The 12,228-nt window shown below is 73.1% G+C and carries 11 protein-coding genes; 7 read left to right on the top strand and 4 right to left on the bottom strand.

Features of this window, described 5'->3' with window-relative positions; all coding sequences use genetic code 11:
- Positions 1–69: 69 nt before the first annotated feature.
- Positions 70–1,692 carry an ABC-F family ATP-binding cassette domain-containing protein gene (locus B072_RS0115395; protein WP_018530853.1) on the bottom strand — a complete coding sequence of 541 codons (1,623 nt, stop codon included), beginning with the start codon at positions 1,690–1,692 and terminating at the stop codon, positions 70–72.
- 94 nt (positions 1,693–1,786) lie between these two features.
- Between B072_RS0115395 and B072_RS0115390 the strand changes: the two genes are divergently transcribed.
- Both B072_RS0115390 and B072_RS0115385 read left to right on the top strand, forming a co-directional pair.
- Positions 1,787–3,298 (top strand): bifunctional phosphatase PAP2/diacylglycerol kinase family protein, encoded by a 1,512-nt coding sequence (locus B072_RS0115390; protein WP_018530852.1) that lies wholly within the window; start codon positions 1,787–1,789, stop codon positions 3,296–3,298.
- A 125-nt stretch (positions 3,299–3,423) separates the two neighbouring features.
- The gene (locus tag B072_RS0115385) at positions 3,424–4,245 is read left to right on the top strand and encodes a class I SAM-dependent methyltransferase (RefSeq protein WP_018530851.1); all 822 of its coding nucleotides are present in this window, start codon (positions 3,424–3,426) and stop codon (positions 4,243–4,245) included.
- A 79-nt stretch (positions 4,246–4,324) separates the two neighbouring features.
- Here the strand turns inward: B072_RS0115385 and B072_RS0115380 are convergent, their stop codons facing one another.
- The 3 genes from B072_RS0115380 to B072_RS43280 all read right to left on the bottom strand — a co-directional run bounded on the left by B072_RS0115380 (position 4,325) and on the right by B072_RS43280 (position 8,399).
- On the bottom strand, positions 4,325–5,116 hold the full coding sequence (locus tag B072_RS0115380) for a GvpL/GvpF family gas vesicle protein (protein WP_051127185.1): 792 nt from the start codon (positions 5,114–5,116) through the stop codon (positions 4,325–4,327).
- Between the two features lie 80 nt (positions 5,117–5,196).
- A complete protein-coding gene (locus B072_RS0115375) occupies positions 5,197–7,065 on the bottom strand; it encodes a transketolase (protein ID WP_018530849.1) in 1,869 nt (622 codons plus the stop codon).
- Positions 7,062–8,399: an NAD(P)/FAD-dependent oxidoreductase gene (locus tag B072_RS43280; RefSeq protein WP_018530848.1), complete on the bottom strand. Its 1,338-nt coding sequence runs from the start codon at positions 8,397–8,399 to the stop codon at positions 7,062–7,064. The genes B072_RS0115375 and B072_RS43280 overlap by 4 nt, the downstream gene beginning before the upstream one ends.
- Before the next feature lie 98 nt (positions 8,400–8,497).
- Here B072_RS43280 and B072_RS0115365 point away from each other — a divergent pair, with 98 nt between their 5' ends.
- The 5 genes from B072_RS0115365 to B072_RS0115345 all read left to right on the top strand — a co-directional run bounded on the left by B072_RS0115365 (position 8,498) and on the right by B072_RS0115345 (position 12,190).
- A complete protein-coding gene (locus B072_RS0115365) occupies positions 8,498–9,016 on the top strand; it encodes a hypothetical protein (RefSeq protein WP_018530847.1) in 519 nt (172 codons plus the stop codon).
- A gap of 66 nt (positions 9,017–9,082) precedes the next feature.
- Positions 9,083–9,541 carry a carboxymuconolactone decarboxylase family protein gene (locus B072_RS0115360; RefSeq protein WP_018530846.1) on the top strand — a complete coding sequence of 153 codons (459 nt, stop codon included), beginning with the start codon at positions 9,083–9,085 and terminating at the stop codon, positions 9,539–9,541.
- Between the two features lie 128 nt (positions 9,542–9,669).
- Positions 9,670–10,029, top strand: coding sequence for a VOC family protein (locus B072_RS0115355; protein ID WP_018530845.1), 360 nt, complete (start codon positions 9,670–9,672; stop codon positions 10,027–10,029).
- A gap of 55 nt (positions 10,030–10,084) precedes the next feature.
- Positions 10,085–10,789 (top strand): GntR family transcriptional regulator, encoded by a 705-nt coding sequence (locus tag B072_RS0115350; RefSeq protein WP_234018861.1) that lies wholly within the window; start codon positions 10,085–10,087, stop codon positions 10,787–10,789.
- Positions 10,790–10,918: 129 nt separating this feature from the next.
- On the top strand, positions 10,919–12,190 hold the full coding sequence (locus B072_RS0115345; RefSeq protein ID WP_018530843.1) for an amidohydrolase family protein: 1,272 nt from the start codon (positions 10,919–10,921) through the stop codon (positions 12,188–12,190).
- The last annotated feature ends 38 nt before the right edge of the window (positions 12,191–12,228 follow it).

The following is a 12,228-nucleotide window of genomic DNA, read 5'->3' as shown; positions in this document are numbered from 1 at the left end:
GCTCGTCGTGGTTGCTCGCGCAGTTCCCCGCGCCCCTCGGCAACCCGCCGTTGCCGGAGGCGGCGGCGGCTAGCGGGGCCTTTCCACTCGGCGTTCGTCCCAGACCGGGGTCGGGGTTTCGCGGACCTTGCCGTCCGAGCCGAAGACCAGGTAGCGGTCGAAGGAGCGGGAGAACCAGCGGTCGTGGGTGACCGCCAGGACCGTGCCGTCGAAGGCTTCCAGGCCCTCCTGAAGGGCCTCTGCCGACTCCAGGTCCAGGTTGTCCGTGGGCTCGTCAAGGAGCAGGGCCGTGGCGCCCTCCAGTTCGAGGAGCAGGATCTGGAAACGGGCCTGCTGGCCGCCCGAGAGGCGCTCGAACTTCTGCTCGGACTGGGCCGTGAGTTCGTAGCGGCGCAACAGGGACATCGCCGCGCCTCGGTCCTTGGCGTGGTCGCGCCAGAGGATGTCGAGCAGGGGGCGGCCCCGGAGTTCCGGGTGGGCGTGGGTCTGGGCGAAGTGGCCGGGGACCACGCGGGCGCCGAGCTTCCACTCGCCCGTGTGGGCCACCGAGTCGTCGCCCGCGAGCAGGCGCAGGAAGTGCGACTTGCCCGAGCCGTTCGAACCGAGGACCGCGACCCGCTCGCCGTAGAAGACCTCCAGGTCGAAGGGGGACATGAGGCCCGTCAGCTCCAGGCCCTTGCACGTCACGGCCCGCACGCCGGTGCGGCCGCCCTTCAGGCGCATCGTGATGTCCTGCTCGCGCGGCGGCTCCGGCGGCGGACCGGCCTCCTCGAACTTGCGCAGGCGGGTCTGCGCGGCCGCGTACCGCGAGGCCATTTCGTGGCTGACCGAGGCCGCCTGGCGAAGGTTCACGACCAGCTTCTTGAGCTGCGCGTGCTTCTCGTCCCAGCGGCGCCGCAGCTCCTCGAAGCGGGCGAAGCGCTCACGACGCGCCTCGTGGTACGTGGCGAAGCCGCCGCCGTGCACCCAGGCGTCGGCACCGGCGGGCCCGGGCTCGACGCTGACGATCTTCTCGGCGGAACGGGAGAGCAGCTCGCGGTCGTGGGAGACGAAGAGGACCGTCTTGCGGGTCTCGCGGAGCTTCTCCTCCAGCCAGCGCTTACCCGGAACGTCGAGGTAGTTGTCCGGCTCGTCGAGGAGGAGGACCTCGTCCGTGCCGCGGAGCAGGGCCTCCAGGACGAGCCGCTTCTGCTCGCCGCCGGAGAGCGTGCTCACCTCGCGGAACTGGGCCTTGTCGTAGGGGATCCCCAGCGCGGCCGTGGTGCACATGTCCCAGAGGGTCTCGGCCTCGTAGCCCTGGACCTCGGCCCAGTCGGCGAGGGCCTGCGCGTAACCCATCTGCGCGGCCTCGTCGTCGACGGTCATGATCGCGTGCTCGGCCTTGTCGACCGCTTGCGCCGCCTCACGGATACGGGGCTGGGCGACGGAGACGAGGAGGTCACGGACCGTGGTCTCGTCCCGTACGGAACCGACGAACTGGCGCATCACCCCGAGGCCGCCACCGACCGTGACGGAGCCGCCGTGGGGCTGGATCTCGCCGGAGATCAGGCGCAGGAGCGTGGTCTTGCCCGCTCCGTTCGGCCCCACCAGGGCGACCACCGCGCCCTCGCCGACGCGGAACGAGACGTCACCGAGCAGCGCCCGCCCGTCCGGCAAGTAGTACTCGAGGTGCGCGGCTTCCAGATGTCCCATGATCCCGCATTCTGGACGCCCGTGCGGGTGACGGGCAAATGAATTGGCAGGCCGGAGCCGGATGCGAGGCCCCGCTCGGGGTACCCGTCGTCACATGTGTGCCGACTTCTTCGCCGACCTCACCACGCCCAAGCCGGACGTGACCCGCCCGGGCCCGTCCCTGCGGGGCCGGCTCGCCGCCCTCGACCGGCGCGTCTTCGAGTTCGCCGCCGGATCGAACTGGCCCGGCGCCGAGCGCGTCCTGCCCCGGCTCAGCCGCACCGCGAACCACGGCGTGCTCTGGTTCGCGATCGGCGGCGCCCTCGCCATGAGCGGATCGCCGCGGGCCCGCCGGGCCGCCGTGCGCGGTGTCGCGTCGCTGGCCGTGGCGTCGGCGACCATCAACACGCTCGGCAAGCGGTCGGTGCGCCGGGCCCGGCCCGTGCTCGACCCGGTGCCGCTGACCCGGCGGCTGAAGCGGCAGCCGTTCACGACCTCCTTCCCCTCGGGCCACGCCGCGTCGGCCGCTGCGTTCGCGACCGGGGTGGCCCTGGAGTCGCGGGGCTGGGGCGCGGCCCTCGCGCCGGTGGCGTTCTCCGTGGCCGCCTCCCGCGTCTACACGGGTGCCCACTTCCCGGGCGACGTGCTCGCGGGCGCGGCGCTCGGCGTGGGTGCCGCGTTCGCCGTACGGGGTCTGGTCCCGACGCGCGACCAGATGCCGTCGCCGGGGCGGCCCCTCGTCGACGACGTGCCGACGCTGCCGGGCGGCGAGGGCCTGGTACTGGTGGTGAACACGAACGCCGGGACGCCGGAGAAGGTGAAGGCGCTCGCGGACGCGCTGCCGCAGGCGGAGATCGTCGAGTTCACCGGTGGCGACCTCGCCCAGGTCCTGCAGAAGGCGGCACCGCGCGCCCGCGCGCTCGGCATCTCGGGCGGCGACGGCTCGGTGAACACGGCGGCGACGGTGGCCCTGGAGCACGGGCTGCCGCTGGCGGTGCTGCCCGGCGGCACGCTCAACCACTTCGCCTACGACCTGGGCATCGAGGACGTGAGCGACCTGGTGCGGGCCGTCGAGGGCGGCGACGCGGTCGCGGTCGACGTGGGCCGCTTTCACTCGGCGCAGACCTCGGGGATCTTCCTCAACACCTTCAGCCTCGGCGCCTACCCGGAGCTGGTGCACGAGCGCGAACGCTGGTCGGCGCGGGTCGGCGGGCGGCTCGCGGACGTCGTGGCGGCGGTGCACGTGCTGCGCCGCGACCACCCGCTCGACGTCGAGATGGGCGGCAAGAAGCGCAAGATGTGGCTGCTGTTCGCGGGCAACTGCACCTACCGCCGGATGGGCCTGACGGCAGGACGGCGCGCGGACCTCGCCGACGGGCTGCTCGACGTCCGCACCGTCAGCGGCGGCCGGCTGCCCGGCGTCCGGCTCCTCGCGGCGGCGCTCTCCGGACCGCTGTCCCGCTCCCCGTTCCATACCGCGACCCGCATGACGAGGCTGCGCGTGGACGGGATCACGCCGGGCACCCCGCTCGCGTACGACGGTGAAGTCGGCCCGTGCGGAGCCCGGTTGACGATCGAGAAGGACCACGAGGCCCTGCGCGTGTTCCGCCCGCTGACCATACTGTGAGACGGAGGTCTCAGGATGCGGCCATCGAGCGTACGGTGATCCCATCGCCCGGGGCACTCGCCCCCGGGCGGTGGGTCGCGCCGTGAAGGCGGACCGAGACGTCGCATCGTGAAGGGGATCGGGCCATGTCGCAGGAGACCGCCGTATACACCCACGGACACCACGAGTCCGTACTGCGCTCGCACACCTGGCGCACCGCCCTGAACTCGGCGGCCTACCTCCTCGGCTCGGGCACGATCAAGCAGGACATGAAGATCCTGGACATCGGCTGCGGGCCCGGCACCATCACCGCCGACCTGGCCGCCCTGGTGCCCGAGGGGCTCGTGGTCGGCGCCGACTACGCCGAGAGCGTGGTGGAGCAGGCCCGCGCGACGGCGGCCGAACGCGGCCTGGAGAACACCGAGTTCACCACGGCCGACGTGCACGCGCTGCAGTGGGAGGACGACACCTTCGACGTGGTGCACGCCCACCAGGTCCTGCAGCACGTGGGTGACCCCGTGCAGGCCCTGCGCGAGATGCGGCGGGTGACGAAGCCGGGCGGGATCGTCGCCGCGCGGGACTCCGACTACTCGGCGTTCTCCTGGTTCCCGCAGCTGCCCGGGATGGACTACTGGCAGGACCTGTACCGCCGGGTCGCCCGCGCCAACGGCGGCGAGCCGGACGCCGGCCGCTTCCTGAAGTCCTGGGCCATGCGGGCCGGTTTCGCGCGGGAGGACGTCACGTGTTCGGCGGGCACGTGGTGCTACGCGGCGCCGGACGAGATCGCGTGGTGGAGCGGGCTGTGGGCGGACCGCACGGTCGCCCCCGCGTACGCCGACCGGGCGACGGAGGGCGGGCACGCGACGCCCGAGCAGCTGACCACCGTGTCCGAGACGTGGCGGGAGTGGGGCACGCACGACGACGCGTGGTTCACCGTGCTGCACGGGGAGATCCTGGCCCGTAAGTAGGCCTGCGAGGAACAGCGGTCCCCGCGGCCCGAGGTCGATGTCCGGCCCCGGGCCGCAGGCCGTGCGCGCTCCGCCGCTTCTACTCCGGGCTGCCCGCGGGTGCGGACGGCCCCGGCTCCATGAAGCTGTACGGCGGGAGCGGGCCGTTGACCGTGAACTCCAGGTGCGCGTGGCTGGTGCGGAGCTTGTCGACGGCGGCGAGGAAGTGCTCGGCCGCAGTGCGGTCGACGAGGAAGGAGACGTCGGCCGGCCAGCCGGTGCTCTCGGGGCCCGTCGACACCGCCTCCGCGGACGGTTCGAGCAGGCGCTGCACCTCCACCGCGTCCGCGGCCTCACGGGCCTGTACGGCGGCCACCACCAACTCGCCGAGCCGCAGCCGCTCCTCGTACGTGCCGCCGCCCATCTGCCGGTTGGCCTCGGTCACGGTGCGCACCTCGGCGTCCTCGGCCATCACGCGGTGCAGGACGGCCTCTTCGTCGTGCCGCGCCTTGACGTTGTACTCGACCTTGCCGTCGAGTGTGCCCAGCCGTTCCTGGTAGTGGTCCAGACGCTCGGCGAGCACACCGGCGACGGACTCCTCGTCCGGGGCGAGGCTGCCGAACCGCATGGGCAGCACGGTGCCGCCGGCGCCCGCCTCGGTGAGCACGCTCTGATGGGCGAGCAGGTCGCGGCGCCTGGGCCGCAGGTCTTCGGGGGCCTCGCTGACGATCGCGGCGAGCGGGCCCTCCTTCACGATGCGCACCTCGCGCGCGGGTTCACCGATGCCGCCCATGCCGTCGGGCAGCGCCGGGTGGTCGGCGCTCGCGATGCCGTAGATGTAGGTGCCGGTCACTCCTGATGCTCCTTCCGACGTGCATTTCGCTTCCCCCATGACGCGCTTCCCCGCGCCCCTTCGCCGGTGCGTCTGCCGGGTTCCCTGCCGGACGGCGGCGGACGGGACCGCGGGACACGTCACGGCGCCACCTGCTGCTCCACCAGCAACCCCACCGCCGCGGAGATCGCCGCCGCGTCGATCCCGGCCCCGCGCAGTTGCTCCTCCGGCGTCCCGGACCCCGGCATCACCCGCACCCCGAGCCGCACGAGCCGCGGCGCGGGGCTGCCGTCGGCGAACACCTCGGCGACGGCGTCCCCGAGGCCGCCCTCCTCCCGGTGGTCCTCCACCGTGATCAGGCACCCGGTGGCCCGCGCGGCGTCCCGCAGGGCGACCCGGTCCACGGGCTTCACCGAGTACGCGTCGATCACCCGGACCGGAATCCCCGCGGCGGCCAGCTCGTCCGCGGCGGTCAGCGCCTCGTGCACGGTGACCCCGGCGGTGACGAGCGTGACCCGGTCGCCGTCGTCGGCGCGCAGCACCTTGCTGCCGCCCACCGGGAACTCCTCGTGCGCCGGGTAGATGACCGGCGCGGCGCCGCGCGAGGTGCGCAAGTAGCGGACACCGCTCAACTCGGCCATACGACGAACCAGTTGGGCCGTCTGGTTCGCGTCGCACGGGTACAGCACCGTCGACCCGTGCACGGCCCGGAACATCGCCAGGTCCTCCAGTCCCATCTGCGAGGGCCCGTCCTGCCCGATGGCGACGCCCGCGTGCGAGCCGACCAGGTTGATCCCCGCTCCGCTGATCGCCGCCATCCGCACGAAGTCGTGGGCCCGGGTGAAGAACGCGCCGAACGTCGACGCGTACGGAACCCAGCCGCGCACCGCCAACCCCACGCTCGCGGCTACGAGTTGCTGTTCGGCGATGTAGCACTCGAAGTACCGCTCGGGGTGTTCCTTGGCGAAGAACTCGGTGCGGGTCGAGTCACCGACCTCACCGTCCAGCGCGACGACGTCACCGCGGGCCGAGCCGAGCGCGGCGAGGGCCTCACCGAACGCGTTACGGGTGGCGACCTCGTCGCCGACCTCGTAGTGCGGCAGGTCGAGGTGGCCGGTGCGCACGGCGTGCAACGCCCTTGCGGCGGGCGGCTGTTGGACCCGCACACGGATGCCTCGGTCGCCGCCCAGTTCCTCGATCGCCGCGGCCGCGTCGGGCAGCGGCTTGCCGTGCAGGCCCTCCCGGTCCTCGACGGAGGCGACGCCCTTGCCCTTCAGTGTCCGGGCGATGATCGCGGTGGGCTGTCCCGCGGTGGCGCGGGCCTCGGCGCAGGCGTGGTCGATCTCGGTGACGTCGTGCCCGTCGATCTCGATGGTGTGCCAGCCGAATGCCTCGAAGCGCCGCGCGTACGCGCCGAGGTCGTGGCCGTGCCGGGTGGGCCCGCGCTGTCCGAGCCGGTTGACGTCGACGATCACGGTGAGGTTGTCGAGGTGCTCGTGTCCCGCGTGCTCGGCGGCCTCCCACACGGAGCCCTCGGCGAGTTCGCTGTCGCCGCACAGCACGAAGACGCCGTAGCCGATCCGGTCCAGCCGTTTGCCGGACAGGGCGATGCCGACCCCGATGGGCAGGCCCTGGCCGAGCGAGCCGGTGGCGGTCTCGACCCAGGGCAGGCGCTGCGGCGTCGGGTGTCCTTCGAGGCGGCTGCCGAGCCCGCGGAAGGTCAGCAGCTCGGTGTCGTCGATGGCGCCGGCCGCCTTGTACGCCGCGTACAGCAGCGGCGACGCATGCCCCTTGGACAGGATGAAGCGGTCGTTGCCGGGGTGGGCGGGGCGCTCGAAGTCGTAGCGGAAGTGCTTGGCGAGGAGTACGGCCATCAGGTCGGCCGCGGACATGGACGAGGTGGGGTGCCCGGATCCGGCGGCGTCGGCCGCGCGGATCGAGTCGACCCTCAACTGTGCTCCCAGGTCGCGCAGTTCGTCGGTGGTGTAGGCGGTGGGGGACGTGGTCACTTGGTTCCTCCGTGGGACGGGTCTGTGGGGTCGCCGGTCACGCGGGCCAGTTCGGGCGACGTCGTGTCGAGTGGCACGGACCAGGAGCGGACGAGCCCCAACTGGACGGCCTGGCGCGGCAGTACGGCGTCGAGCAGCCAGTCGGCGGCGACCCGGACGCGGTTGCCGGGCAGCGCGGCGAGGTGGTAGCCGCGGGTGACGGCGCCCGCGAGCGGTCCGGACAGCGGGATGCCGAGCGGGTTCGCGGCGGCCTTCACCCCGCCCAGGTCGACGGTGAAGCCGAGGTCCTTGTGCCGGTAGCAGCGCCGCTCGCCGCGGCCGATCGAGGCCGCGACGTTGATCCCGGCGACGCGGCCCTGCCGCCAGGCGTGCTGCGCGGTCATCGCCGTGTACGCGCCGGGCTTCTCCAGGTCCGGGACGGCGGCCGCGTCCCCGCACGCGAAGACTTCGGGGTGCCCGGGCACGTTCAGATACGGGTCGACGAGCAGCCGCCCGCGCTCCAGCGGCCGGCCGAGACCGGCGACGAGCGGATCGGGCCGCACCCCGACGCACCACACCAGGGTGCGCGTGTCGACGAACTCCCCGTCGTCGAGCAGCACTCCGTCCCCGGTGGCCTCCTTCACGGACGTACCGGTACGCACCTCGACGCCCCGCTCGCGCAGGACTCGGTCCGCGGTGCGCGACAGGTGCTCATCGAGTTCGGGCAGCACGCGCGGGGCGATGTCGAGCAGCATCCAGCGCGGCCTGATGCCCTGCCGCAGCGGCCGCTTGCGCACCAGCGCGTCGGTCAGCAGCTGCCCCTGCGCGGCGACCTCGGTCCCGGTGTACCCGGCGCCGACCACGACGAAGGTGCAGCGGGACCGGCAGCCGCCCGGGTCGGGCGCCGCGGCGGCCAGCTCGATCTGCCGGGTCACGTGGTCCCGCAGGTACAGCGCCTCGGGCATGCCGCGGAACCCGTGCGCGTGCTCGGCGACGCCCGGCACCGGCAGCAGCTTGTTGACGCTGCCGACGGCCAGCACGAGCCGGTCGTACTCCAGGGCACCCCGGCCGCCCTCCGGGTCCACGTACGAGACGTGCCGCCCGTCGAGGTGCACGCCGTCGGCCTCGCCGAGCGCGAGCCGGACGTGCGGCAGCGTGCCCGCCAGCGAGACGGTGACGCGCCGCGGTTCGAGCGTCCCGGCGGCGACCTGCGGCAGCAGCGGCAGGTACAGGAAGTAGTCGGTGGGATTGAGCAGGGTGACCTCGACGGACCCGCGGGCCACCCGGGTCAGGGTGCGGGCGGCCCGGTACCCGGCGAACCCCGCACCGACGATCACGACGCGCGTCCGGCTCACGGCTCTCCTCCATTTCTCCCCCGCCCGGCACGACTACGGACCTCCCGCGTCCCCGACCCGACCGCCACCAAACGCGCGCTGCCGCATACGCTCCCGCCATGACGGTCGAACTGCTCCTGATCGGCGGCCGCTCCGGCGCCGGGAAGTCGTCGGTGGGCTGGGAGGTCGCGGCGCAACTGCGGGCCGCGGACGTGGCGCACGCGTACCTGGAGGGCGATTTCCTGGACGCGGCCCACCCGACCCGTCCCGACCTGACGCGGCGCAACCTGGCGGCGCTGTGGCGCAACTACCGGGCACTGGGCCATCACCGCCTCGTCTACACGAACACGGCATCGGTCCTGGCGAGCGAGACGCGACTGTTCACGACGGCGCTGGCCCCGGATCCGCTCCGCGTCGTACGCGTCCTGCTGACGGCGACGGACGAGACGGTACGAGCCCGGCTCACCACACGCGAACAGGGCTCGGAGCTGCAACAGCAGCTGGAGCGAAGCCGGTCGATGGCGACGAGGCTGGAACACGGCGTGCCCGAGAACACGCTCCGGATCCCGACGGACAACCGCACCGTCATCCAGGTGGCCCGCGCGGTGATCGAGCAGGCAGGCTGGCTCGTCCCGTAAGAGGCGCCGATACCCTGCCCGCGCACCTCATAACGGGTACCGAGACTCCTACGGAAGAGGCCCCTCATGAGCACCGAGCCCGCTGACGAGAAGCCCGGGGAGACCGGGGAGACCGGGGAGACCGGGGAGACCCGCCAGGCGCGCTTCGAGCGCGGTCTGGAGACCCTGACCCGGGTGAGCGGCGCCGGAGGGCGCCGCGTCATCGACTCGCTCGCCGATGTGAACCCCGAACTCGCCCACCAGATCGTCTCCTGGGGTTTCGGCGAGATCTACAGCCGCCCCGCGCTGCCGCCGCGCGACCGGCAGTTGGTCACGCTCGGCATGTTGACCGCGCTCGGCGGCTGCGAACCGCAGCTGGAGGTGCACGTCAACGCCGCGCTCAACGTGGGCCTGACCCCCGAGGAGATCGTCGAGGCCCTGCTGCACTCGTCCGGCTACGTCGGCTTTCCCCGGGCGCTGAACGCCACCGCCGTCGCCAAGAAGGTCTTCGAGGAACGCGGTCTGCTCCCCGTACAGCAGGAGTGAGGACGTGAGGAGTGATCGCCGCCGATCAAAGCCGCATCCGGACACCGGAGTTGGTAGCGGCGACGGCGGCAATCATGAAATCGTGGCAAGCCCGAAGAGCCGGTCGGAGAGGTGGCACGGGCCAAGTCATGGAGATCCTGGGCACCACGCTGCGCATCTGCGTAGAGGACCTCGAGTCCTCTGTCGCGTTCTACGAGCGCCTCACGGGCAGCAGAGCGCTGCGCTTCGAGCGGGGCGGGGTCTCGGTGGCCGCGGTCGGCTGCTTCCTCCTGATGAGCGGCCCCGCCACGGAGCTGGAGGTGCTCCGCAAGGTGTCGGCCACCATCGCCGTGCCCGACGTCGAGGAGGCGCACGCCGTGCTCACCGCGTCGGGCGCGAAGGTCATCGCGGGCCCGGTGCCGAGCCCGGCGGGGCGCAACCTGATCGCCCTGCACCCCGACGGGTCCGTCTTCGAGTACGTGGACCGGCAGGCGCCCGCCGCGGAGTGAGCGCACCCGGCTCCACGTATCCTCACCCGGAGCACGAGGGTTGAGGACGGTGCACGTGACGGCGAGCGGTAACGGAACACCAGCGGGACAGGTGCGGACGTCCCTGAGCGCACAGGCCCGCGAGGCGGTGCGGCAGCGGATCGTCGACCGGCGCTACCCGATGGGCTCGCGCCTCGTCGAGCGTGAGGTCGCCCAGGAGCTGGAGATGTCCCGGGTGCCGGTGCGCGAGGCGCTGCGCGCGCTCGTCGCCGAGGGTCTGCTGGAGCTTCTGCCGCACAGCGGCGTACGGGTACGGAGCCTGGAGCGGGCCGACGTACGGCATCTGTACGAGGTGTGGGAGCCGCTCGCCGTGCAGGCCTCGCGGCTCGCGGCGGGCGCGGTGGCGGCCGCGGCACCCGCCGCTGTGGACCTCGACGCGCTGCGGGCCTGCCTGGAGCGGGCCGAGCGGGCTGCCGGGGACGACGAGGCGACCGACGAGGTGGCCGCGCACACCGCGTTCCACGAGGAGATCGTGGCGCTCGCCGGCAATCCGCTGCTGTCCCGGACGATGGAGCAGCTCAGCTGGCAGCTGCAGCTCCTGTTCGGCATGCGCGCGGAACCGGCGCACATGCGGGCCCAGCACGCCGACATGTTCCGGCACATCGCGGCGGGCGACATCGAGTCGGCGGCGGCGAGCACCCTGCTGCACGTGCGGGACAGCCGTGCGGTGGCCGTGCGGTCCCTCTTCGGCGACGAAGCCAGTTTGTATACCGAAGACTGATCACTTCCCCTCAAGCCCTCTCCTCGCACGTCATTTTTTGGGCATAAGTGACGCGGATCTTGCCGCGCTTCTTGTCCTGGTATACAAAGCTGGGGCCAGGCCGTCTCCTCCTCCCCCCAAGGAGCTCCCATGTGCGTCGAGCCCACCGAACCCCCGCCGAACCGACTGACCCGCCGCGGCGTGCTCGCCGCCTCCGCGGCCCTCGCGGGCACCGCGGCCGCGCTCGGCGCCGGTACGTCCCAGGCGGCCGCGGCACCGCGCCGCGCCGCCCGCGCCGGTGACCTGGTCGTCGAAGGCGGCACCCTGCTCGATCCGGCGACCGGCGACGTGACCGAGGACGCGGTCGTCGTCATCCGTGACGGCGTGGTCCGCGCGTCCGGCGCCCGCGCCGCCGTGGCCGTACCCGACGGCGTCCCGCGCCTGGACGCGCACGGCCGGTGGGTGCTGCCGGGCCTGGTCGAGGCGCACATCCACCTCAACACCGCGGCCGAGGCCCGTGACGCCGTCCGCAAGGGCGCGACCAGCGCCCGCAGCGGCTCCACGAACTTCTTCCAGGACGTCGCCGTGCGGGAGCTGGCCCGTCAGGCCCCCGAACAGGCTCCCCGCCTGAAGGCCGCCGGCATCTTCGTCACGCCCGACCTCGGCGACACGATCCTCGCCGACCCGGACCTCGCCCCGCTCGCCCGCCTCAAGAACGGGGTGCGGTCCGCCGACGCGCTGCGCCGGGTCGTCGAGGTGAACCTGGCGCGCGGCGCCGACGTCGTCAAGACCCGGGTCAACGAGCGCGCGGGCCTGCCCGAGCAGGACCCGCTCGCGCAGGTCTACTCGTACGAGCAGCTCGCCGAGGTGGTGGCGGCCGCCCGCCGCGGCGGCAAGGGCGTGCTCTGCCACAGCTACAGCGAGGCGGGCTGCCACGACGCGGTGACCGCCGGCATCCGCTCCCTGGAGCACGGCGTCTTCGTCGGCGAGCGCACGCTGCACGAAATGCGCCGCAGGGGTACGTACTTCACCCCCACCCTCACCGCGATGGCGGGACTCGCGAAGTCCTCGGACCCGGTGCTCGCCGAGCGCGGCCGCACGTACCTGCCGATCCTGAAGAGGGCCGTCCTGGCCGCGCACGAGCTGGGGGTGCCGCTGGCGGCGGGCACCGACTCGTCGGGCGGCTCGGTCTCCCCCATCGGCGGCGAGGTCGAGCTGATGCACGCGGCGGGGTTGTCCGCGCTGGACGCGATCCGCACGGCGACGACCGGGGCCGCGCGCCTGCTCGGCCTCACCGGCACCGCGGGCCGGCTGACCCGCGGCCACGCCGGCGACGTCGTCCTGCTCACCGGCGACCCGCTGAAGGACCCGGGGCTGCTCAAGTCCCCGTCGCACGTGGTCCGTTCGGGCATCGCGCTCTGACGCACCCGCCGCACCACCCTTCCGCAACCTCACACTCA

This window comes from Streptomyces sp. HmicA12 (genome assembly GCF_000373565.1).
In the GTDB taxonomy this organism is placed as follows: Bacteria; Actinomycetota; Actinomycetes; order Streptomycetales; family Streptomycetaceae; genus Streptomyces.
The sequence above is the reverse complement of the archived record's forward strand: the minus strand, read 5'-3'. Positions and strand labels throughout refer to the sequence as shown.